This is a genomic window from Paenibacillus sp. Negev47, from assembly GCF_058313655.1.
The window spans coordinates 4,290,152-4,313,713 of the sequence record NZ_CM177754.1; the positions used below are offsets into that span (position 1 = coordinate 4,290,152).

Annotated in this window: 21 protein-coding genes; all 21 read right to left on the reverse strand. The window is 45.0% G+C overall.

The window, feature by feature from the left end; genetic code table 11:
- Positions 1-239: 239 nt before the first annotated feature.
- On the reverse strand, positions 240-4,559 hold the full coding sequence (locus tag AC4G47_RS19190) for a PolC-type DNA polymerase III (RefSeq protein ID WP_458126398.1): 4,320 nt from the start codon (positions 4,557-4,559) through the stop codon (positions 240-242).
- A 383-nt stretch (positions 4,560-4,942) separates the two neighbouring features.
- Positions 4,943-6,397, reverse strand: coding sequence for a proline--tRNA ligase (gene proS / locus AC4G47_RS19195; protein ID WP_458126397.1), 1,455 nt, complete (start codon positions 6,395-6,397; stop codon positions 4,943-4,945).
- 62 nt (positions 6,398-6,459) lie between these two features.
- The gene (gene rseP, locus AC4G47_RS19200) at positions 6,460-7,731 is read right to left on the reverse strand and encodes an RIP metalloprotease RseP (protein ID WP_491102240.1); all 1,272 of its coding nucleotides are present in this window, start codon (positions 7,729-7,731) and stop codon (positions 6,460-6,462) included.
- A 113-nt stretch (positions 7,732-7,844) separates the two neighbouring features.
- Positions 7,845-8,984 carry a 1-deoxy-D-xylulose-5-phosphate reductoisomerase gene (locus AC4G47_RS19205; RefSeq protein ID WP_458126396.1) on the reverse strand — a complete coding sequence of 380 codons (1,140 nt, stop codon included), beginning with the start codon at positions 8,982-8,984 and terminating at the stop codon, positions 7,845-7,847.
- A gap of 69 nt (positions 8,985-9,053) precedes the next feature.
- The gene (locus AC4G47_RS19210; RefSeq protein ID WP_491102241.1) at positions 9,054-9,848 is read right to left on the reverse strand and encodes a phosphatidate cytidylyltransferase; all 795 of its coding nucleotides are present in this window, start codon (positions 9,846-9,848) and stop codon (positions 9,054-9,056) included.
- 16 nt (positions 9,849-9,864) lie between these two features.
- Positions 9,865-10,632, reverse strand: a complete 768-nt coding sequence (uppS, locus tag AC4G47_RS19215; protein ID WP_017689151.1) for an undecaprenyl pyrophosphate synthase — start codon at positions 10,630-10,632, stop codon at positions 9,865-9,867.
- Positions 10,633-10,721: 89 nt separating this feature from the next.
- Positions 10,722-11,276: a ribosome recycling factor gene (frr, locus tag AC4G47_RS19220; protein ID WP_017689152.1), complete on the reverse strand. Its 555-nt coding sequence runs from the start codon at positions 11,274-11,276 to the stop codon at positions 10,722-10,724.
- On the reverse strand, positions 11,276-12,004 hold the full coding sequence (gene pyrH / locus AC4G47_RS19225; RefSeq protein ID WP_017689153.1) for a UMP kinase: 729 nt from the start codon (positions 12,002-12,004) through the stop codon (positions 11,276-11,278). Before pyrH ends, frr begins: the two co-directional genes overlap by 1 nt.
- Before the next feature lie 233 nt (positions 12,005-12,237).
- On the reverse strand, positions 12,238-12,888 hold the full coding sequence (gene tsf / locus AC4G47_RS19230) for a translation elongation factor Ts (RefSeq protein WP_062833819.1): 651 nt from the start codon (positions 12,886-12,888) through the stop codon (positions 12,238-12,240).
- 115 nt (positions 12,889-13,003) lie between these two features.
- Positions 13,004-13,702, reverse strand: a complete 699-nt coding sequence (gene rpsB / locus AC4G47_RS19235) for a 30S ribosomal protein S2 (RefSeq protein ID WP_017689155.1) — start codon at positions 13,700-13,702, stop codon at positions 13,004-13,006.
- Between the two features lie 295 nt (positions 13,703-13,997).
- Positions 13,998-14,624, reverse strand: coding sequence for a hypothetical protein (locus AC4G47_RS19240; protein WP_491102242.1), 627 nt, complete (start codon positions 14,622-14,624; stop codon positions 13,998-14,000).
- A gap of 3 nt (positions 14,625-14,627) precedes the next feature.
- A complete protein-coding gene (locus tag AC4G47_RS19245) occupies positions 14,628-15,212 on the reverse strand; it encodes a hypothetical protein (protein ID WP_491102243.1) in 585 nt (194 codons plus the stop codon).
- Between the two features lie 63 nt (positions 15,213-15,275).
- Entirely contained in the window at positions 15,276-15,590 is a 315-nt protein-coding gene (locus tag AC4G47_RS19250; protein ID WP_458126392.1) for a hypothetical protein, read from the reverse strand.
- Positions 15,591-15,642: 52 nt separating this feature from the next.
- Positions 15,643-17,052, reverse strand: a complete 1,410-nt coding sequence (locus tag AC4G47_RS19255; protein ID WP_491102244.1) for a flagellar assembly protein A — start codon at positions 17,050-17,052, stop codon at positions 15,643-15,645.
- 61 nt (positions 17,053-17,113) lie between these two features.
- The gene (locus tag AC4G47_RS19260) at positions 17,114-17,902 is read right to left on the reverse strand and encodes a FliA/WhiG family RNA polymerase sigma factor (protein ID WP_145318858.1); all 789 of its coding nucleotides are present in this window, start codon (positions 17,900-17,902) and stop codon (positions 17,114-17,116) included.
- Between the two features lie 15 nt (positions 17,903-17,917).
- Positions 17,918-18,361: a hypothetical protein gene (locus AC4G47_RS19265; protein ID WP_336764922.1), complete on the reverse strand. Its 444-nt coding sequence runs from the start codon at positions 18,359-18,361 to the stop codon at positions 17,918-17,920.
- Positions 18,362-18,365: 4 nt separating this feature from the next.
- On the reverse strand, positions 18,366-18,863 hold the full coding sequence (locus tag AC4G47_RS19270; RefSeq protein WP_145318862.1) for a chemotaxis protein CheD: 498 nt from the start codon (positions 18,861-18,863) through the stop codon (positions 18,366-18,368).
- Positions 18,856-19,476 carry a chemotaxis protein CheC gene (locus tag AC4G47_RS19275; RefSeq protein WP_458127217.1) on the reverse strand — a complete coding sequence of 207 codons (621 nt, stop codon included), beginning with the start codon at positions 19,474-19,476 and terminating at the stop codon, positions 18,856-18,858. The genes AC4G47_RS19270 and AC4G47_RS19275 overlap by 8 nt, the downstream gene beginning before the upstream one ends.
- 10 nt (positions 19,477-19,486) lie before the next feature.
- The gene (locus AC4G47_RS19280; protein WP_145318865.1) at positions 19,487-19,948 is read right to left on the reverse strand and encodes a chemotaxis protein CheW; all 462 of its coding nucleotides are present in this window, start codon (positions 19,946-19,948) and stop codon (positions 19,487-19,489) included.
- 41 nt (positions 19,949-19,989) lie between these two features.
- Positions 19,990-22,062 (reverse strand): chemotaxis protein CheW, encoded by a 2,073-nt coding sequence (locus AC4G47_RS19285; RefSeq protein ID WP_491102245.1) that lies wholly within the window; start codon positions 22,060-22,062, stop codon positions 19,990-19,992.
- Positions 22,063-22,094: 32 nt separating this feature from the next.
- Positions 22,095-23,537 (reverse strand): chemotaxis-specific protein-glutamate methyltransferase CheB, encoded by a 1,443-nt coding sequence (gene cheB / locus AC4G47_RS19290; RefSeq protein WP_491102246.1) that lies wholly within the window; start codon positions 23,535-23,537, stop codon positions 22,095-22,097.
- Between the last annotated feature and the right edge of the window lie 25 nt (positions 23,538-23,562).

A 23,562-nucleotide genomic window follows, 5' to 3' on the forward strand; every position in this document is an offset into this window, starting at 1 on the left:
TAGGTTACACCAGCAAAAAAGCACTGGCAGATTATTAAATACCCAAGATTCTTGTATACCAAAGACTAAAGAGTGGGTTTCCCCACTCTTTAGAAATTCGTACTATCTCGTTCACTTCAAAAATTATAACATAGTCTGGTAATAGTGACAAGTAAGCGATGATTCAGACAGTTTACTTACTAATGAAGGAAAAATTACGCATCCCCCACCAATCACTTGTCCATGATTCACATCTAATACTAGAACAGGGAAAGCTGGTTGCTCTCTGGTAAACCGCGGAAACACCCCATATTCGACAGGAGTTCAACAATCGTCTTACTCGCTTTCGACTTCTGCTGAAAATCTTCCACCGACAGGAATTCACCATGTTCTCTTGCCGCAGCAATATTACGTGCAGCATTGTCTCCGATTCCTGCCAACGCAGAAAACGGAGGGATTAGTGTTTTCCCATCAACGATAAACTTCGTAGCTTCCGAACGATATAAGTCAATCGGTTTAAGTGAGAATCCACGCGCTGCCATTTCCAAACCCATTTCAAGGACAGGTAACATGTTTTTCTCTTTCGGTGGTGCCTGGAAACCTAATTGCTCGATCTCTACAATTTTGCGATAGATCGCCTCATATCCCTGACACATGAGTTCGATATCAATCTCATCCGCCCGAACGGTAAAGTAAGTTGCGTAATATTCAATGGGATGATACAGCTTGAAGAACGCAGTACGTACTGCCGATATAACATAAGCGGCCGCGTGGGCCTTCGGGAACATGTACTGGATTTTGAGACATGAATCGATGTACCATTGAGGCACTTTACAATTCTTCATCTCATCGATCCATTCCTGAGGCAGACCACGCCCTTTACGAACACTCTCCGTAATTTTAAAGGCCAGACTCGCGTCCATACCTGCCTTATAAATCAGGAACAACATGATGTCATCCCGACAACCAATTACCGTCTTGATGTTACATGTTCCATTCTTTATCAGATCCTGAGCATTCCCAAGCCATACACCTGTACCATGGGACAATCCCGAAATCTGAAGTAAATCGGCAAAAGATGTCGGCTGTGACTCAATAAGCATCTGACGAACGAATTTCGTCCCCATCTCCGGTACGCCAAATGTCGCAACAGGGGAGCGAATCTGTTCAGGTGTAACACCCAAAGCCTCGGTTGAGTTAAACATGCTCATGACTTTTGGATCATTCATCGGAATGCTCGTTGGATCAACACCTGTCAAATCCTGCAACATCCGCATCATAGTCGGATCATCATGCCCCAGAATATCAAGTTTCAGCAAGTTTTCCTCAAAAGCATGATAATCAAAGTGTGTTGTTTTCCACTCCGCATTAACGTCATCTGCCGGGAACTGAACGGGTGTAACATCTTCGACCTCAATATAATCGGGTACCACGACAATACCGCCAGGGTGCTGTCCAGTGCTCCGTTTTACCCCAGTACACCCAGAAGCCAAACGATTCAATTCGGCTCCGCGCCATTTTTTGTGATGTTCTTCCTCATACTTCTTGGCAAAACCAAATGCTGTTTTCTCAGCCACTGTACCAATGGTCCCCGCACGAAAAACACTTTTTTCACTAAACAGTACTTTCGTATAGTTATGAGCATGAGGCTGGTAATCACCAGAGAAGTTCAAGTCAATATCGGGAACTTTATCTCCTTTAAATCCAAGGAAGGTCTCAAACGGTATATCCTGGCCTTCTCCTTTAAGCGTGCCACCACAATCCGGGCATTCTTTCTCAGGAAGGTCAAATCCACTCCGAACACTACCGTCTAGGAACCACTCACTGTGCTTGCATTCTGAATTCACACAAATATAGTGAGCGGGCAATGGATTAACTTCGGATATACCTAGGAATGTAGCCACGACAGAGGAGCCGACCGATCCCCGCGAACCTACAAGATAACCATCCTGATTCGATTTTTTAACCAACCGTTCCGAGATCAGATAGTTGGCAGAGAAACCATATTTAATAATTGGAATCAGTTCTTTCTCTAATCGTGCCACGATAACTTCAGGCAATTCCTCACCATAGATGGACTTGGCAGTGTCATAGCAGGTATTACGAATTTCATCGTCGGCACCTTCCAGAATCGGAGTAAACAGTTTGTCCGGAAACAGCTTAATTTCTTCAAATCGGTCAGACAATTCCACCGTATTCGTAACCACGACTTCGTAAGCTTTATCTTGGCCCAGGAACTGGAACTCTTCCAGCATTTCCTCCGTCGTTCTGAAATGTGCATCCGGTTTCCGTTGATCTTTCAGTGGACTAAATCCTGTAATGCCGTGAATGGTGATATCCCGATATAGTTTGTCACGAGGTTCTAAATAGTGCACATTGCCTGTCGCTATAACCGGCTTACCCAATTTCGACCCGATATCAATGACTTTACGGATCGCTGTTTTGATTTCTTCGGGTGTAGCCACCAACCCTTTATCCACCAAATGCATATACATTGTAAGTGGTTGGATCTCCAATATGTCATAGAACTCGGCGATCTCTTCCGCTTCTTCGAGCGATTTGTTAAGCACCGCTTCAAAGAACTCACCTTTTTCACAACCCGATATAATAACGAGTCCTTCACGCAAATTAATCAGTTTCGACTTGGGAATGCAAGGTACCCGCTTGAAATGTTCCGTATGAGAGAGAGATACCAGTTTATAGAGATTTTTCTTGCCGACTTCATTCAGTGCATAGATTCCGCAATGGAAAGGTCTTGTATTCGACAAGTCGACACCTACATAATCGTTCAGGCGATCAAGCCTCGTTATTCCTTTCATCTGGGCAGCATCATTTAGTAATCCGATCAGTATACCTGCAAGAGCAACCGTATCATCAATGGCCCGGTGATGACTTTCAAGTCCAACTTTATATTTATCCGCCATCGTATTCAGACGGTGGTTCTTATTTTTTGGAAATAATAATCGTGCCAGTTCCAACGTGTCAAGGACAGGGTTAGGAAGCTCTGGCATTCCAATCTGCTTCAGAGAAGCTTGAATAAAGCCCATATCAAAACGTGCATTATGCGCAACAAGTACACCATCTCCGGCAAACTGTACAAACTCTCGGATAACTGGCTCCAGTTCAGGCGCGTCTTTTACCATGTCATCATTAATATTAGTCAATTGCTGAATATTGTAGGGAATGCGTTCATGCGGATTCACAAAAGTCGCATACCGGTCGATTTCTTTACCATCTTGCATCTTAACAGCAGCGATCTCAATAATTTTGTTCTGTGTAACTGAAAGACCTGTAGTCTCGATATCAAATACGATGTATGTCGCTGTTTGGAGATCCAATGGCTGTGGAGCCATTACGACTGCAACGGAGTCATTCACTACATTGGCCTCAAGGCCGTAGATCATTTTAATCCCATTTTTCTTGGCAGCCTTGGAAGCCTCAGGATATACCTGTACACCACCATGATCACTGACAGCAATCGCCTTGTGTCCCCACTCAGCTGCCATTTTTACGTATTTGTCGATCGAAGTTACAGCATCCATCGTGCTCATCGTAGAGTGCAAATGGAACTCTACTCGTTTCTCTGGTGCATTATCCTTGCGAGACGGCGGTGCTTTGACTTCTATCAGATCTGAAGGGATCATGGCGAGTTCAGGAATCTGCATAAACCGGTCATACTCTACACGGCCACGCACTTTCACCCATTTACCGTTAGCCAGCAAACTGAGAATTTTAACATCCTCTTTTGTTTTGGCAAACATCTTCATTTGCATGGAGTCCGTGAAGTCGGTCAGGTAGAAGGTAAACAACGTATTGCCGTTTCGCAGTTCTTTGCGATCCAGACCAAACACAGAACCTTGAAGGGTGACCTTTTTCTCTTCATCCTGGATTTCCTGCATGGGCACTGCTGGCTCCTTAATATCATAACCCATCTGCAAACGCAGATCGCCCTGCTCCTCATCCACCGGGATTTCTGTGTCCACTTCACTCATCATCTTCTCGATGACCTCAAGTTCCTCTACACGTTTTTGGGCCTGGAACTGTTCCATCGCCTCTTTATTGCTTGCCACTTCGCCCACTTGCATCTTGATACGAAGAGGTAGATGAAAGTACTTGTCATAGAATTTCGTAATTGCCTGATCAATCTGTTTCTTACGAGCCAATTCCATCGACGTTGCATCACTCATTGTCAGTTGCAGGAGATCCTCTTCACATTCAAAGGTTGTCCGGTTCATCCAACCATTTACAGATGGAATCTCACGTGTAACCCACTCCAGAAACAGATTCCAATATTCACTGACGATATCACCATTTTGTACCTTGTCCGTATATTTGAAGCCAAATGAGATTTTGGCGATATGATTCATCTTCTCCTGAATATGCAGACAAAATGTGCGATAAATTGGAGCGGGTACCAACGTATCCTTCGCAATCAGGATATTCCACTCCCGATTACTGCGATTGGTCTCTACTTGTTCAATCCATCCATCCAAAAAATAGGGCTCTAACAGACCAGCTGGAAGCTCTGCCTGTTTCATCAACAACTCAAACCGTTTTCTCTTCTCTTCGAATCCGCTCATCGTGTTCCTCCTTGTACCCCCTTAAAGCATGAAAAGCCCCTGCATTCAAAAATGTCACCGATCCGAACTCGCACCGACTCATTTTATCCGACAGAAGCTCTCCATTCATTACTCTTACAGTCCGTACGTGCCGTTATATAAATTGAACAAAAAGATATTTACATTTACCACTCCGATAACAGAACAACCTTCCGATCGCTGTTATCCCCAGATTTTTTGATTCCCTTTTACAAAGGGGAAAATCCGGGGGATAAAGGCGCAGCGTATGCTTCCGATGTAGCTTTCTTTCAGAAAGCTTTTAGCTCCGCTTCTTCAGGTTATTTCTGTTCTCTACGTTCTCATGTAAATGTTTAGTTCAATGTATATAGTCAGGTTATCCTGACTTAATACGCTCTTGCAAAAACTACCGTGTGTTTTGCCTGTTCACCACAAGCCAGGCACGTATGCTTTTCTTCCGCAGGCTGGAACGGGATGTTCCGGCTTGTTGCACCTGTGACTTCTCTTACTTTATCTTCGCAAGCTTCTGAACCGCACCATCCAGCCAGTGTAAACCCGCGTTTATTTTCCATTAGTTCTTTCATTTCATCAAGTGTATCCACAGAGTAGAAGTTATCCGACATAAATGTCCGAGCACGTTCCAACATATCTACCTGGATCTGTGTCAACATAGACTGAATTTCTTCTACCAGGTTCGCTTGTTCTACCACTTTCTTCTCACCTGTGATGCGTGAAACGAGTACACAAACGCCATTTTCCATATCACGTGGACCGATCTCCAGACGAATCGGAACACCGCGCATTTCGTATTCATTGAATTTCCAACCTGGGCGAACATCACTGCGGTCATCCATTTTTACACGGACGCCAGCTTTTTTCAACTCAGTGAATAACTCATCTGCACGTCCCACAACAGCATCACGCGTTTTCGGAGGTCCAATTGGAATCATGACCACTTGCGTCGGTGCTACTTTAGGCGGAAGCACGAGACCACGGTCATCTCCGTGAACCATAATTAACGCACCGATCAAACGTGTGCTTACCCCCCATGAAGTGGTGTAAGCCAGTTCCAGCACATTGTTTCGGCTAAGATACTGAATTTCAAATGCTTTTGCGAAGTTCGTTCCCATGTAGTGTGATGTACCTGCTTGTACAGCACGTCCATCTTTCATCATGGCTTCGATCGAGTACGTATCCACTGCACCCGCAAACTTCTCGGATTTGGTTTTCTGACCTACAATCACAGGGATAGCCAAATACTCTTCAACTACTTCACGATAAATTTCAAGCATTTTCATCGTTTCTTCGCGCGCTTCTTCTTCAGTCTCATGTGCAGTGTGACCTTCTTGCCACAGGAACTCACTTGTGCGAAGGAAAGGCAACGTTCTTTTTTCCCAACGGACCACGTTAGCCCACTGATTGATCAGTACCGGTAGATCCCGATAAGACTGAATCCACTTGGAATACATGTGACCAATAATCGTTTCAGATGTAGGACGGATCGCCAGACGTTCTTCCAGCTTCTCTCCGCCAGCTTCCGTAACCCATGGTAGTTCAGGGTTAAAGCCTTCCACATGCTCTTTTTCCTTTTGGAAGAAACTCTCAGGGATGAACATCGGGAAATACGCATTGCGATGACCCGTTTCCCGGAAACGACGATCTAACTCATCTTTGATATGCTCCCAGATTTCAAATCCGTCTGGTTTGAACACAATACAACCACGTACGGGTGCATAATCCATGAGATCCGCTTTTTTGATAACATCAATATACCAGCGCGAGAAATCCTCACCCTGTGGTGTAATTTCAGTCACGAATTGTTTATCATTTTCCTTTGACATAAGACTCCAGCGTCCTCCCATAACGACTAGCTCTGAATGCTCAGAGCGTAGTCCAACCGTAATTATCCGTTAATTAAACGTAATATATCATTGTATGTTACTGCCAGCATCAAGACAAACAACATCGCAAATCCGATGAAATGTACCATGCCTTCGCGGTTTGGATCAACAGGTCTGCCTCTCAGCGCTTCAATCCCCAAAAATACAAGACGGCTACCGTCAAGTGCAGGTATTGGCAACAGGTTGAAAATTCCAAGATACAGACTCAAAATAGCTGCCCATCTCGTTAACTGCTCAATTCCTTGTTTTGCAATCTGTCCTGTCACTTCAAATGTACGAACCGGACCACCAATATCGTCCATGTTAAATTGATTGATTAAATGTTTGAAACCTTCAAATATCACTTTGGTTGTATCAACCATTGCTATGCCGGATACTGTAAATGTTTCTACAAATCCAACAGATCGGGTAGGTAACGTAGGAACAATTCCCACTTTCCCGCCCTCTTGTCCTTCTACGGTACGTGGAGTAATCGTAATATTAAACGTTTCACTGCCTCGTCGCAGCGTCCACTCCATCGGCTTGTCTTTGGAATCAGCAATCATTGTCACCATTTTTTGTGAATCCGTACCAATAGCAGTACCGTTGATGGTTTCAATAATATCGCCCTTTTGCAGGTTCGCCTGATCGGCTGCCCCACCTTCAAGCACTTCACCAATTTCAAGATTTTTCGGGTTTTCCACCGGAACTCCTGCCATCTGCGCATATACAGCAAACAGCACAAAGGCCAAGATAAAGTTCATCAGGGGTCCCGCAAAAATAGCCAATGCACGCTGCCCAACGGTTTTGCTGCCGAATTGGCGATCTTTCGGTGCAATCTGTGTTTGTTTGCCACGACTCACCAACATGGCTTGGGGGTGTATGCGATACTCCTGAATCTCACCATCTACATCCAGTTGAAGCTTCAGGGCCCTCTCCATATCAATGGAGATGACTTCACCACGTATTACATTTTTACGGTTATCCAACTGATCCAGATAAATCATTTTCACCTGGTCGTCTGCAGATCTTACCGCAATGGTCTGACCTTCCTGGATCTCTACCAGTTCCGGGTCTTCCCCTGCCATCCGTGCATATCCGCCAAAAGGCAACAAACGCAATGTAAACTGGGTCTCGTTTCTTTTATATGAGAACAATTTGGGACCAAAACCGATCGCAAATTCCCGTACAAGAATACCGGCGCGTTTGGCAAAGTAATAATGCCCCCATTCATGAACCGTCACGATGACAAAGAACATGAGCACCGTTAGAAATACCACTTGTATGGTTTCCAATCCCTATCCATCCTCCTTCACGGCACATACCGCAGTCTGTCCCTCTAGATTATCATTATTCTCTGATGTCGCACAAGAGAATCACTTCTTCCATTTTGTTATGAAAAAAGAGATTACAGACTGGATGCGAGCTTACGGCTCTCCAGATCACATCGGGCGATCTCCTGCAGATCAGGCTCGTCCACATTGTGGTGCGCTTCCAGCACAGAAGCAATAATATCTTCTATTTTAAGGAACGAAATCTCTTTACGCAAGAAACGGGCTACAGCAACCTCGTTGGCTGCATTAAATGCCGTTGTTGCGGTTCCTCCCATTTTACCACACTCATACGCCATTCTTAAACATGGGAAGCGTTCCATATCCATCTCGCGGAAATGTAATTTCCCAGCCTGAGCAAGAGACAGACGCTGTGCTGGTGAAGGCAAACGGTCAGGGTAAGTCAATGCATATTGAATGGGAACTCGCATATCCGGATTTCCCAGTTGAGCAATGATGCTGGTGTCATTAAATTCCACATAGGAATGAATTACACTCTCCGGGTGAAGCAATACATCAATCTGATCATAACGAAGACCAAATAACCAATGTGCTTCAATAACCTCAAGTCCTTTGTTCACCATCGTTGCGGAGTCTATCGTTATTTTGGAGCCCATTGACCAATTGGGATGTTTAAGCGCATCCTCTATCGTCACGTTTTTCAACTGTTCACGGGTAAGATCACGAAATGAACCGCCTGAAGCGGTGAGCGTGATCCCTGTCAAACGTTCTCTGTTTTCACCATTTAAGCATTGGTATATAGCAGAGTGTTCACTATCGATGGGCAGTAAAGAAACGCCTTTCGCAGCAGCTCTTGTAGTAACAATATGCCCGGCCGTAACCAGTGTCTCCTTGTTGGCAAGTCCGATATGTTTACCAGCGTCAATAGCTGCAAGCGTTGACTCAAGTCCAACACTCCCTACCACCGCCGTTACAACCGTATCCGCTTCTGTTCCTGCGGCAACTTCTACCAGTCCTTCTGTGCCGTAAAACAGTTGCGTACCTGCAGGCAGATATGGAGCTACCTTCTCCGCCAGTTCTTTAGAGCCCACCGATACTTTCTTCGGTCGGTAACGTTTGGTTTGCTCGATCAGCAGGTCTGTATTGCCTCCCGCAGCCAATCCCTCCACTTGAAAAAGTTCTGGATGCATGTCTACTACATCAAGTGTCTGAGTTCCAACGGAACCAGTCGACCCGAGAATCGCAATTTTTTTCATGCTGCACCTCATCTTTAATTATCCAATGCTACAGTGAACAATGCTGTTATCTCAGACTCATGTTCTTCTTTAGTAGGGCAATAGCATTAGTATATGTACGAATGGAAAAACAACAATCCAGCTGTCGCACCGATCAAGAATGCCTCCATGCCCCGGGAGAAGACTGCCTGAATCCTTGATATTATATACACGTTTGTAAGCAGACTGGATCAAGTCCCCCATCTGACCTACAACTGCGCAAGCAATTCCGATCACGATCGCTCTCTGCCAAGAAAGCAAACCATCTGACACTAACGCAAAAACAACAGAAGTGATAATTGCTATTACAATGCCACCCATTGCACCCTCTACAGTCTTGTTTGGACTGATGGAAGGCCACAGTTTGTTTTTACCAATCCATTTCCCTACAAAATAAGCCCCTGCATCACTCGCCCATATGGAGCCAAGCAAGAGGAACGTCCAGAACAATCCATGATGTAGGTGTCTGGATTCTGCAATGTAATAGAAACCGATCCCTATATACAGCACGCCAAGAAATAGCATGGCTACTGTATTCACGGGAACCTTATTCTTAGTGACAACCGAAGCTGTCATTAGTACAAGCATTACAATCCAGATGACCTGAAATAAGGATAGCGGTCTTGCTTCCCAAAGCATTTCCCAAGGAAACACAATGGCAAAAACACCGGCATATCCAATCAGGGCCACACCTGAAAAAGGCATCACCCCGGTCATTTTTACAAATTCATAATAACCGATGAGAGCCATAAGCAATACCAAACCATGGTACCAGGGTCCGCCCAGCATGCAAAAACCTAAAAACAACACACCTGCTATGATTCCTGTCGTTAATCGCTGTTTCAACGGCTTCATCCTCCATCTATTTCAAACCGCCGTAACGCCTTGTTCTGCGCTGATATTCGGCTACTGCTTCAAGCAAATGCTTTTTGCCAAATTCGGGCCAGTATATATCCGTAAACCATAATTCACTATATGCAAGTTGCCAGAGCATGAAGTTACTCAATCTCAACTCCCCGCTCGTCCGGATCAGCAGATCCGGATCAGGCATGTCAACCGTCAGCATATGTCTATCAATGAGTTCAGGTGTTATGTCCTCTGCCGATAGTTCCCCCGATTTCACCTGCAGAGCGATCTGTTTAACACAATCCGTCATCTCGCGACGACTTCCATAGTTCATTGCAAAGTTCAAAACGAGACCAGTATTATGTTCCGTAAGACGAATGGCTTCCCGCAAGGCATTGATGGTATGAGAAGGTAAATGTTCCTCTTGGCCCATCATGCGAATGCGCACATTTTTTTCTATAAGTTCATCCAGCTCAATGGCCAGAAATTCTTGCGGAAGTCGCATCAGAAAATCCACTTCTTCTTTTGGACGCGTCCAGTTTTCTGTCGAAAAAGCGTACATCGTCAGATATTTGATGCCCAGTTCATCCGCCGCGATGGTCGCACGTTTGACCGCCTTCATGCCATTTTGGTGCCCGGCTATACGCGGGAGTCCCAAACGTTTGGCCCATCGTCCATTGCCGTCCATGATAATGGCGACGTGCTGCGGGATATTGTCCTCGGATATAGTCAGCGTTTCCTGCTTGTCAGCCCCATTCCACCACGACCGAACCCGTTTGATCATTCCTGTTCCTCCAAAATCCCTGAAGTTTCTTTATCTGAAGCTTGGAAAAAGAGACAAAACCCCACCGTATTGGAGGGGCTGCGCTTGTCTTACACTTCCATAATTTCTTTTTCTTTGGCAGCAAGTACCTTATCGACTTCAGCAATAAACTTGTCGGTCGATTTTTGGATATCGTCCTGATGTCTCCGGGATTCATCCTCGGAAATGTCTGACTTCTCCATTTTCTTGATGTCATCATTCGCGTCACGGCGAATGTTACGAATCGCTACTTTACCTTCTTCACCGAACTTCTTCGTCAGCTTCACAAGTTCCGCTCTGCGCTCTTCCGTTAATGCCGGAATAGACAGACGGATCATGCTACCATCATTCGCTGGAGTAAGACCCAGATCCGATTTCATGATGGCACGCTCGATATCACCCATGGAAGATTTGTCCCACGGCTGAATCATCAGTGTACGGGAATCCGGAGTACTGATATTAGCGAGTTGATTCAATGGCGTCATTGCTCCATAATACTCTACCTGAATTCGGTCCAGAAGAGCTGGAGTTGCACGGCCTGCACGTAAAGTAGCCAGGTCACGACGCAATGCTTGAATTGCTTTTTCCATACGCTCTTCGGCATGTTGTTTAACCGCTTGTGGCATTAATCTACACTCCCTTTAACGATTGTTCCGATACGTTCGCCCAGAACAACACGTTTGATGTTACCTTGTTCCGTAATGGCAAATACGATCAACGGGATGTTGTTGTCCTTACAAAGCGAGGATGCCGTCGAATCCATTACACCAAGGTCTTTGTTAAGAATATCCATGTAAGTCAACTGATCAAATTTCACAGCTGTACTGTCCTTAAACGGATCTGCTGAGTATACACCATCGACTTTATTCTTGGCCATCAAGATAACTTCTGCTTCAATCTCCGCTGCGCGTAGTGCTGCTGTTGTATCAGTGGAAAAGAACGGGTTACCTGTACCTGCTGCAAAAATAACGACCCGGCCTTTCTCCAGATGACGAATAGCTCTACGACGAATATAAGGCTCTGCAATTTGCTGCATTGCAATAGATGTCTGTACACGTGTAGGTACTTCAATCTGTTCCAAAGCATCCTGCAGTGCCAGCGAGTTCATTACCGTCGCCAGCATACCCATATAATCAGCAGTTGCACGATCGATGCCGTTCTCGCTACCAGCTATTCCACGCCAGATGTTTCCGCCGCCACATACAATAGCAACCTGTACACCAAGTGCAACAACCTCTTTTACCTGTTGGGCAATCGACGAGATCGTGTCTGCATCAATACCGTAGCCGTTTTGACCGGAAAGTGACTCTCCGCTGACCTTTAAGACAACACGTTTAAATACTGGCTGTTCCAATTATTCACCCTCCACTTTGAATTGAACACGCTCGGTGTTCAACCAACAAAACTTCTCGCGCATGGCCTCCTGCTTAAAAAGAAAGGAACACAGTTGTGTTCCGCTCTTTTAGGAAAAACGTTCAACCGGTAAGGCAATGTTTTCCTGAGATATAAGGGAGTTTACGCTTCGAAGTTTTATCATTCTTATATCTTCGAAAAATCAATCTTGCTTGCCGGTTTAGAAAAAACGTCTTATTTGTTTACTTGGGACATTACTTCTTCTACGAAGTTGTCTACTTTTTTCTCAAGACCTTCACCCAGTTCGTAACGAACGAAACGACGGATGGAGATGTTTTCACCGATTTGGCTGATTTTTTCATTCAGCAATTGGGAAATCGTTTTGTCTGGATCTTTAACGAAAGTTTGTTCCATCAGGCAATATTCTTCGTAGTATTTACCGATACGGCCTTCAACCATTTTTTCAATGATTTTCTCTGGTTTGCCTTCGTTAAGAGCTTGAGCTTTCAAAATTTCTTTTTCTTTTTCCAGCTCTTCTGTAGGAACTTCTTCGCGTGTAACGAATTTAGGATTAGCTGCAGCGATTTGCATAGCTACATCTTTAACGAAATCCTTAAATTGATCCGTTTTACCAACGAAGTCTGTTTCACAGTTAACTTCAACCAGAACGCCAATACGTCCACCAGCGTGGATGTAAGATTCTACAACGCCTTCAGTTGCTGCACGGCCTGCTTTGCTTGCTGCTGCAGAAAGACCTTTCTCACGCAACAATTCAGCTGCTTTCGTTACATCGCCGTTTGCTTCTTCCAGTGCTTTTTTGCAATCGAGCATACCAGCGCCCGTTCTTTCGCGAAGTTCTTTTACTGCACTCGCATTAACTGCCATTATAAATTCCCTCCAAAATTAAGTATTGTACGTACACTCTAAAAAAAGGGCAGTGAGAGGTTATCCACCTGCCAACCACCCTTTTCATTTAGTTTATTGCATATGTTCGAATCTATTAAGCAGAAGTTTCTTCGCCTTGGTTAGCTTCGATTACAGCATCAGCCATTTTACCTGTCAGCAATTTAACAGCGCGGATCGCGTCGTCATTACCCGGGATAACATAATCGATCTCGTCCGGATCGCAGTTAGTATCAACGATACCTACAATTGGGATACCCAATTTGCGAGCTTCCGCAACTGCGATACGCTCTTTGCGTGGATCGATGATGAACAGGGCGCTTGGCAGGCCTTTCATATTTTTAATACCGCCCAAGAATTTCTCAAGACGATCTTTTTCTTTGCGAAGCAAGATTACTTCTTTTTTAGGCAATACAGCGAATGTACCGTCTTCTTCCCAAGCTTCCAATTGTTTCAAACGATCAATACGTTTTTGAATGGTTTGGAAGTTAGTCAGGGTACCGCCGAGCCAGCGTTGGTTAATGTAGAATTGACCAGCACGTTCAGCTTCTTCTTTAACGGAATCTTGAGCTTGTTTCTTAGTACCCACGAAAAGAATTTTACCATTCTCTCCTGCGATTCCTTTAACGAAGTTGTAAGCCTCTTCGACTTTTTTCACCGTCTTTTGCAAGTCGATGATGTAAATTCCGTTTCTTTCAGTGAAGATATAACGATCCATTTTTGGGTTCCAACGACGAGTTTGGTGACCGAAGTGTACCCCAGCTTCGAGAAGCTGCTTCATGGAGATTACTGCCATCTTCACACACCTCCTAATATGGTTTTTATTGTGTCCTCCGCCGGCATCATTTTTCGCCAAGACTCTCCATAAGGAAAGCACCCTCAACAAAATTAGCACATGCGTGTGTTTTAACACCGTTATCTAATATAGCATAATTGACCGCCTGATGCAACAGTCTTTGAAACTAAAATCTCCTTTATACTTTTGTTACTAACGAAGCCATTCAACCGTGTTCTTGTACTTATCACTATTTATTAATAAAGCTTTCAAAAAACACGACTAAATACACAAAAACCGTCCTGTCCGAGCACGCTCAGCTTGACGGTTCTTTCGTAATTTTTGCGATAATGGATTTGAAGCTTTCACCTTTTTCAAGTGCATAGGTACCTACTTGAATTTTAGTGTTGATTCGCTCAGCCTTGCCAGCCTTGATAAACGCTTGAGCATCATCAACGATTCCAGCTGTTTTCAGGTTTGCTGCAACAATCGCCAGACTATTGCCTGAACGTACTTTGAATGAAACTGTCGCGCCTTTTGGATTACTCGGCGTTGAAGGTTCAATGGTCTTCGGCTCCGTTATTTCTTTCTGCTCTTCACCTTCACTTGTAGCAGGCTCTTGTGGCTTTTCAGGTTCGGCAGGTGTTGCTGTAGTGGTTGCTGTCGCAGGCGGTGTTGCTGTATCTCCCTGCAGTTCGCTGCTCTCCTGTTTTTTCTTCTCCACCCACTCTGCTTCTGAGTAAAGTTCCTCCTCAGAATCTATCAACTTCATGTCCAAACTTCTCGCGGCCGTTTCAAGTTGTTCTTTGGTCATATTGGCGGTCTTCTCGGGGTCAAGGTTACTATCCGATAATGCATTCTGTCCCACTGTTGCCAGTTGAAGCAAAACTGCACCAACGATCATGCCGCTCCCCAATCCAATCCATAAGGATCGCTTGTCCATGACTCAGCTCTCCTCCCGTTCGGCAAGTTGCAGTATTAATTGTACTTCCCCGCGTTGAATGCCTGTTTGCTTGGAGATGGCATCCATTGACTTACCCTCAGCATGTAAATTAAAAAGTTCTGCATATCGATCTTTAATCGATTCACGTTGAGGAATGGATTCTGTCTTGCTACTCTGAAGGTCTGCTTCTTGGGCCTGCTGGGCCGCTTCTGCTTGCACACTTTTCACGAGCGCTTGTGCTTGCAAACCTTCGGAAGTTGGTACAGGCATATTACCTGGATGTTGAACTGGTGATGCAACGGGTTCGTTCATTTTGCTCTGTTCCAACTGATCCAACCGCTGCTGTAATTCCTGTAGTTGCAATTGCATACGTTGATCGGCTGCTGTCGCTTCTCCTTTCATTTCAGCTACACGCTGAATGAGAGCGTCATTATCATTTTCAATCTCGGTCATGTAATGTTCAAGCGTAGATTCCATCTCTTGCACCAGTTGATGCCCCGGCTCCTGCGCCTTGTTTTTCCGGGGCATGATATATGCGTAGGCAATGGCGCAGGCCCCTAATATGACAATAATGATCCATGGTGACAAATTCGGTTCTCTCCTTCTGATTCAACCATCGGTGCGCAAAACTGCATTCCATCAAATCATGTATTACAGAGACAGATCAATGTGTTTTCCTTTATAAGGGTGCTCGGCAGGTTTGATGTTTTCCTGAACTTGAGCCGTTTCCTGTCCATCTGAGCCACTCTGCTGATGTCCATCATTCGTATGACCATCACGCACCGAAGTTTGTGAAGTTTCATCCATTGCTTCACTACGTTGCCTTGCTTCATTTGCTTCTTTCGACGTTTGCTCTGCCAATAGATTCTGATCCGTAATCGGTCTTTGCTGGGCTTCACTTTGATAGCGCCCCGCCTCGCTCGTTCGTGGTACCGCAATCTGCAACTCCACTGCTTTGAAACTCATACGCTCACCTCACGGTTTCGAATGGATTTCTTCATGTGCCTGAATGCTGTACTTAAACGTATGGAACCATCGTAATATCGCCATCGTGATAATAAAATGAAATTCGACTGACTGGATCTTTAATAAATTTCGTGTATCTGCCGATAACTATTTTAGAGCCTCCATAAACTATCTTCAGAATATCAACACGAGCCTTGCTTGTATCTTCAAGTGCCTTTTCAATTTCAAAGATGCGCATTTTCGTTTCTTCACTTACACGAAGAGCAGATTTCTGTGTAGCACTCAGCTTGATTCGCATCGACATCTTATCCGGAGTTAATTGTCCTGCGGCAGCTAGCTGATCCAGCAATGTCAAAGCTTTCTTCGTTTTGTCCAAGGACTCCATCTGCTCTCTGACTTCCTTGCGCAAATCATTAAGTTCGTTACGAAGCCTCGGTAGCACACCAACTTCAATGGCAGTGACAGTTGACATACTGTTGCCTACAACACGCGCTGAGACGTTCTGACCAGCCTGGATTGAGCCTCCAACGATAAGACCTTTGGTTCCTGCACAGATGACACGATGGCCAGCACGAATATTGGAATGCATAATGCTTTGGGAAACCAGAACATCTTCACCGGCATCCACATTGCCTTCTTGAATAAACGTACATTTAACATTATGGCCTGCTTGTACCAGTCCTTTGTTGTAACCAATAATGCCACCGGTAATTTCGATTGAGCCACCTGCTTCCAGTTCCGCTCCTTCGACACCTCCGACGACACGAATGTCACCTGCTGCTTTTACTTTAAATCCGGTAAGCACATTGCCGCGTATAACAACAGTTCCTACAAAATCAATGTTGCCTTTGTTGTAGTCAACGTCTCCATTAACTTCATAGACCGGAAATACATTTAGTTTGTTACCATCTGTTTTGGTAACCAGCCCATCCAGCGCTGCATACATGGCAGATCCATCCGGGTTAATCACTACGTTTTTCCCAACTTTAAACCGGGCTTCTTTACCAGGACGATAAGGAATTTCCTCACCTGTTACTGCCCTGCCTGGTATGCCATCGACAGGAGCAATTCGCTCTGCAATGATCTGTCCACTACGAACATTGTTTAACCGGGTCACTTCTTTGTAATCGACAGTTCCATCTTCCGATTCAAGAGGTCGTCGTTCATTCGTATCGTCCATCCCTACCAGGATCTTGATGAATCCATCTGTTCCCTGAATGGGAGCGACACCTTCTGCAATCTTGTATTTATCTTTCAAATAGATTTCAGGGTTACTCACCAAAAGTAACAATGCCTCTCGCAATACACCTTGTTTGATGCCCTTGTTCGCCACAAATTGTTCAAGTTCATCAATCGTGCAGGCAAAGCCCTCTTCCTCTTTGGAAAATTCAAGGTAGGCTGTGCATTTGTCGTCCGATAAAACAATGTTTAAACATTGTTCCAAAGCAGTCCGCTGTGTCACCGCAATTCTTCCTCCTTTTAGACTTTCCACTCCCCAAACTCCAATGTATTCCTTTTCTCTATTAATCCTTACGCATCAACAAATCTTTCTGTTTGTCCAACGTGCCGCGTAGTCGTAATATTGCCTTGGAATGTAACTGGGATATACGAGACGGAGAAAGAGACATGACCTCCGCAATTTCACTAAGAGATAGATCTTCGTAATACAAGAGTGAAACGACTGTTCGCTCTTTTACCGTCAACTTGTCAAGCCCTTGCACCAATGCTTCCTTCAAATAAAACTCATTCACTTTATAATCCGGATTTTTGGCTTTTTCATCTACCATCAAAGACAGACGTGTCTCAGACTCTTCTTCACGAATCGGGTCTTCCAGCGAGCATAGTGACATAACTGCCACTTCCTGAAGCATATGTTGAAAATCTTTGGTCGACACATCCAGATACTGACTCATTTCCTCATCACTAACGGATCTGAGATAGCTTTGTTCCAGCTGCTGGTAGGCGTCCTCAATCCGCTTGGCCTTCTCCCTAACAGAACGCGGAACCCAATCACCTTGACGCAGACCGTCAAGTATGGCTCCGCGAACCCTCCATGATGCATAGGTTTCAAATTGCAAACCACGTTCATAGTCGAACTTCTCCAATGCATCAATCAACCCCATAACTCCATTACTCTCCAAGTCATCTTTGGGAACATTTTTGGGCAAACCGACAGCCAGGCGACCTGACACATAATTTACAATATGAAGATACTTTTCAATCAAATTTTTCTTGGCTTCAAGATCTCCATGTTCTTTCCACTTTTCCCACAGATCAGAATGGTTCAAATGTGAAGCTTTACGCTCGTTCAATTGCTTTCACCCTCCTTATTTGTCTGTCAGGTGACGAACGGCCTGCGCCAATTCCTCCGGATCCTTGGTCCGGACAAGTTTAGGCGGATCCAAAGGGGCGAATCCCGTTGGAGCTTTCGTCTCAGATGGCGGAATGTTATCCCCAGAGGAGGCGTTCTGTCCACTCTTGAGCAAGTCATTCAGCTCTTGTCCATCATCTTCGAGTTTGATGTCCACCTGTGAACCTCTTTGATCTTGAGCACTTGGTGAATCATAACCATACCCATTTCCCTCGGCCTGAGGGTTCAATAGCAATCCCAATCCCCAGCGTAAGCCATATGCAAGGACAAACCAGGCTACGAATCCAATCAATCCGCGAATTAAACTGGTCATCAACACATTGCTGCTGAATGCTACAAAAAAAGTAAGAATAAATCCAACGATGCCTGCTCCAAGATTAATGCGGTAGTTTCCTATCATAGTCTTATAGTTCCTTTACACCCATTTGGACACTGCGAATAGTCAAAAGTCCAGTTTCACAATCCATTTCAATCGTTCGTCCATAATTGCCACCCGTATCTTCTGCCAGAAGTGGGATCTTGAGTTTCTGTAGCCACTCTCGACAAGAATCTGCGTTTCTTGGGCCAATCCGCATCGTATCCCCGGCACCAGCAAAGGCAAACATCTGAGAGCCTCCGGCCATTTTAGAAACGATACGTGAGTGAGAAGCGCCTAGTTTTATCATTCTTTCCAAAAGCTCAGGCAACGCCGTATCCGCATATTTGGCTGTGTTCAATTTCCCTTCACGGGCAATCTCTGAAGTAGGAAGCATGACATGCGCCATTCCAGCCAGCTTCAAATGTGGGTCATACATTGTTAAACCCACACAAGAGCCCAAGCCAGTTGTACGGATTACACCAGGAAGATGAGCGATGTTTAAATCCGCCATACCGACTTTAACGACGCTTTTGTCCTCAATCATGGCTCAGTGGCACCCCTAGCGATTCAAATATCTTTGCGAATGATGGTGGATCCGGAATCAGGAAAAACTGACCTTCAACCTGATCTTCACCTTCAAAGAAAGAGGTGTCAATCAACAATGCATCATCACCCATCTCGCCAAATTGCAGCAAGCCGTAGCTCAGAATGGCACCTGCCATGTCAATGGCAAGTCCAGGAACGGTTGGGTACATGGACAACTTCGTGAAATCTGCCAGAGAAGAAAGATATGATCCAGCCAAGATATTTCCAATTTCGGAAAGCGCTGATTGCTCCATATCCGAGAAAGCGAGTCCTTCTTTCAGATCAAACCCGGCAAGTCTATTCAACAACATTTTAGCAGCCTCGGGTGTCATCATAAAGAAAAGATTTCCCGGTGCTTCCCCTTCTACACGAAGAAATACGGTAACAACGATGCGTTCATCTCCGCCCACTTTTTCAGCGACTTCTTCAAAAGGGAGCATTTGTACTGTAGGTACACCCATGTCAATCGGTCTGTTGAGGAGTTGAGACAACGCCGTTGCGGCGTTGCCTGCTCCAATGTTACCGACCTCTTTGAGCACATCCATCTGGAATACCTCAAATCGGTTGAACATCTCCACGGTACTAGCCCTCAACACTTTCCAGCTGTACAATCTCGCTTTTATTTAATACTTCGTTCAAGTTGAGCATGATCAGCAAGCGTGAATCCTCCAATTTGGCTACACCACGCAGGTATCTAGCTTTGACGCCGCCAACCACTTCTGGTGGGCTATCGATGGCACTGCTTTTGATATCAATAACATCATTGGCAGAATCTACGATAAAGCCAACTTGCATGTCATCTACACCAACGATAACAATACGAGTCTGATCCGTGTACTCCGATTCCGGAAGGGAGAAACGACCGCGTAGATCAATGACCGGAATTACAACACCACGTAGATTAATTACTCCTTTTACAAAGGAAAGTGTTTTGGGAACACGGGTAATTGGCATCATGCGCTCGATCGTCTGAACCTTGTCTACCTCAATACCATACTCTTCGGAACCCAATTTAAAGACGATGACTTTCAACTCTTCTTCCACGTAAAAAACCTCCCTATTAAATGTAAGACTTAGCTATATGCTTATTTAATAAATGCATTAGGATCAAGAATCAGGGCTACTTGTCCATCTCCGAGAATGGTTGCTCCAGAGATTCCTTCAATAGCAGGGAGATAGGTTCCCATTGATTTGAGAACAATCTCACTCTGTCCAATAAATTCTTCAACAGCTACGGCTGCAAGACGGTCACCTTTGCGAATCACAACAATTTCGGTTTCCTGCTCATCAGCATCATTGAAATCCGGTACGGAGAAAACTTCGCTCAAGGACAAGTATGGAATAAGTGATTCACGGAACGTGATCATTTTATTGCCATGGATATTACGAACCTGTCCACGCTGTACAATTGCTGTCTCTACAATGGAGGACAATGGAACAGCGTATTTCTCTGAACCGAGTCTTACAAGCATTGCAGCAATAATGGAAAGAGTCAACGGAAGCTGAACAGAGAAATTCGTGCCCTTCCCTGGAGTCGAATGAATCGTTACATTACCGCCAAGCGATGTGATTTTAGATTTTACTACATCCAGACCTACGCCCCGACCAGAGATATCCGAGATAATATCGGCAGTACTAAAACCAGGTGCGAACAACAGCTGATTCACTTCATCATCGCTCATCTTGGCACCTTGTTCTTCGGTTACAACCCCACGTTTGATTGCGGTTTGCAAAAGCTTGTCGCGATAGATGCCTTTACCATCATCTTCAATCTCGATAAATACGTGATTTCCACTATGGAAAGCGCGCAGGTTTACTGTACCCATCTCTGGTTTACCTGCAGCAACACGTTCTGCAATGGATTCCACACCATGGTCAACCGCGTTACGCAGCAAATGCACGAGTGGATCACCAATCTCATCGATTACCGTACGATCGAGTTCCGTTTCAGCACCTGTAATCACAAGATCAATTTTTTTATCAAGTGTCTTAGCCAGATCACGGATCATGCGCGGGAATCGATTAAATACGGTATCTACCGGAACCATCCGCAATTTCAATACAATGTTTTGCAAATCTGTGCTAACTCTGCTTAAATGCGCTACCGTATCAGACAAATCATTATTGCCTGTCTCGCTGGCCAGTTGCTCCAGACGTGAACGGTCAATCAACAATTCACTGAACAGGTTCATCAGTACATCGAGGCGCTCAATATCTACACGAATGGTACGTGAAGGTGCAGCAGCTTGCTTCGGCGCAGCTGCTTTGGCTGGTGCCGACTTGGCTTCTTCTTTGGATGAAACATTTTTATCCGGCGAAGTAACCTCAGCTACAGCGGTTGGAGCGGGTGGTGCTTCAAATGTAGCCGCGACCTGATTGGCCATCTGCTGAAGAGTCTCCTGATCCAGCTGAATAAGCTTCGCACTTTCAATTTCGGAGATACTCATGATGCCTTCTTCCAGTTCGTGCGCCTCTTTAGTTGTTATATAATACAACGAGAAACTGCGCTCAAACTTCTCCTGCTCAATATCCTGAACGGATGGGTAAGCCTTAACGACTTCACCTGAACGCTCGAGCATATCAAAGACCATATACGCCCGAACACCTTTTAACTGACTATGCTCACTAACAAGCACATCGATATAGAATACACGGTGACCTTCGGCAATCGACTGATCAAGCACTGAATATTGGAATTCATCCAGCTCCACAGCCGAAGATATTGAAGCATTAGCTTGCTTGTTTTTATCAGTTGCAGGAGCATCTCCGTTTGTAATCTCACCATTTTCAATTGCCTGAAGTGAGGCTACGATAGAGGACACATCCGCTTTACCTTGTCCACCCGCGGTAATATCCTGAACCATAGTTTCCAAGGCATCCAGACTCTTGAACAGAGTATCAAAAATGTAATCTTGCATCTTCAACTTCTCATTCCGCACAAGGTCCAGCACATTTTCCATTTTGTGTGTCAGTGATGCCAAATCTTCGAAGCCCATTGTTGCCGCCATACCCTTCAGGGTATGAGCTGAACGGAATATAACCTGAACTATTCCAAGATCTTCCGGATTGCCTTCAAGTTGAAGCATGTTTTCGTTAAGGGATTGCAGATGATCATTAGACTCATCAATAAACATGGATAGATATTGGTTCATGTCCATTGTGAGGCACCTCCTCCGTGAGTTACACTCCGTTATTTCACTGCTTGAACAAGTTTAGATGCAATCTCCTGCAGTGGCAGAAGATGACGAACGCATTGCAGCTCTACAGCAGAACGCGGCATACCATATACAACACATGTTTCTTCATTCTCGGCAAAGGTTGATGTAACTCCAGCTTCGTATAATTTCTTCATCATACGAGCTCCATCACTTCCCATTCCTGTCAGCAAAACAAGATGCCTTTGTAAAGATGTAAACGGCAGTAGCGACTCAAACATCGTATCCACCGAAGGTCTATGCCCATTCACTGGTTGATCCTCAGTCAGCTTAAGGATAAACTTCCCGTCTGCTGTTTTGTTAACTTTCACATGGAATCCGCCGGGTGCTATATAGGCAGTCCCTTTCTTCAGGACCATGCCCTCTTCAGCTTCAACCACATGCAGTGGACTGAACGTATTCAATCGTTGAGCCAACGAACGGGTAAAATTGGGCGGCATATGCTGCACAATTATGACTGGTGCTGGCAAATCAGCGGGCAGCTGCTCAAGTAATGTCTTGAGAGCCCTAGGTCCACCCGTAGAACAACCTATCGCTACAAGCTTGTTGAATGATCCTTCCGGGCTCCCAGCACCTTTTGGAACAGCATTAGACTCGGCTAAATCCTTGGTTTTTGCAGAGGCAGAAGTTGCTGCTATTTGATCGGCTGCCATTCGAGCTGCATTAGGTAGTCGAATTTCCTTTGGAGTCTGTAGTGGATTAGCTGACCTCACTGCTTTTTCTACATTCGTCCCCGAATTACGCTCTGCCTTCGGCAAAGGCTCCATTTTATTCTCTACTCGGCCTGGTTTCGAAGGTGATAATGGCGCAATTGGCTTCTTTGATTTGGCCTGAAATTCTTCAGTCTGCTCTCGTACAGCACGTTGAGCTGTCTGGATAGGCTCGATCGTTTTTTTCACAGGCTCCATTCGATCCCTGACTGGCATTTCTTTCTGCACTGGCTGAGTTGGGGGAGCAACTGTTCCTCGCGACATGTCTCTATTTTTCATGGATAAATCACGATCAGCTTTTCGTTTGATCTCATTCATCGCAGCACGCATGCGTTCAACCAAAGCTTTACCGACTTGGGCAATATCCTGATCATGTACGATGGATGGTTTACGAATGAAGTCAAATGCCCCGGCTTCAAGCGCCATAATGGTTTCTTTCATGCCTTGTTCGTTGATACCAGAGAGCATAATCACAGGAACGAAGGATTCCTTCATAATTGATTTTAGTGCGTCCAACCCATTCATTTCGGGCATCTCAACGTCCATTGTGATAATATCGGGTTTCAATTCTAGCGATTTTTGAATCGCTTCTCTACCGTTTGAAGCCGTTGCTGTGACCTTGAATTCCGGATCCGATTGAATTAAATCCGTAACAATTTTACGCATAAAAGCGGAATCATCAACAACCAATACTTGATACACCGCCATGTTGTATCACCCCTATTTCCTTTAT

Bases quoted from the DNA above. Each gene is read 5' to 3' on its own strand.
- uppS (WP_017689151.1), bottom strand. From the start codon at position 10,632: ATGATCAAACGGGTTCGGTCGTGGTGGAATGGGGCTGACAAGCAGGAA.
- AC4G47_RS19275 (WP_458127217.1), bottom strand. From the start codon at position 19,476: ATGTTCAACCGATTTGAGGTATTCCAGATGGATGTGCTCAAAGAGGTC.
- AC4G47_RS19205 (WP_458126396.1), bottom strand. From the start codon at position 8,984: ATGAAAAAAATTGCGATTCTCGGGTCGACTGGTTCCGTTGGAACTCAG.
- AC4G47_RS19240 (WP_491102242.1), bottom strand. From the start codon at position 14,624: ATGGACAAGCGATCCTTATGGATTGGATTGGGGAGCGGCATGATCGTT.
- cheB (WP_491102246.1), bottom strand. From the start codon at position 23,537: ATGGCGGTGTATCAAGTATTGGTTGTTGATGATTCCGCTTTTATGCGT.
- AC4G47_RS19265 (WP_336764922.1), bottom strand. From the start codon at position 18,361: ATGATAGGAAACTACCGCATTAATCTTGGAGCAGGCATCGTTGGATTT.
- AC4G47_RS19190 (WP_458126398.1), bottom strand. From the start codon at position 4,559: ATGAGCGGATTCGAAGAGAAGAGAAAACGGTTTGAGTTGTTGATGAAA.
- rpsB (WP_017689155.1), bottom strand. From the start codon at position 13,702: ATGGCAGTAATCTCCATGAAGCAGCTTCTCGAAGCTGGGGTACACTTC.
- AC4G47_RS19285 (WP_491102245.1), bottom strand. From the start codon at position 22,062: ATGGACATGAACCAATATCTATCCATGTTTATTGATGAGTCTAATGAT.
- tsf (WP_062833819.1), bottom strand. From the start codon at position 12,888: ATGGCAGTTAATGCGAGTGCAGTAAAAGAACTTCGCGAAAGAACGGGC.
- AC4G47_RS19250 (WP_458126392.1), bottom strand. From the start codon at position 15,590: ATGAGTTTCAAAGCAGTGGAGTTGCAGATTGCGGTACCACGAACGAGC.
- proS (WP_458126397.1), bottom strand. From the start codon at position 6,397: ATGTCAAAGGAAAATGATAAACAATTCGTGACTGAAATTACACCACAG.
- AC4G47_RS19270 (WP_145318862.1), bottom strand. From the start codon at position 18,863: ATGATTGAGGACAAAAGCGTCGTTAAAGTCGGTATGGCGGATTTAAAC.
- frr (WP_017689152.1), bottom strand. From the start codon at position 11,276: ATGCCACAAGCGGTTAAACAACATGCCGAAGAGCGTATGGAAAAAGCA.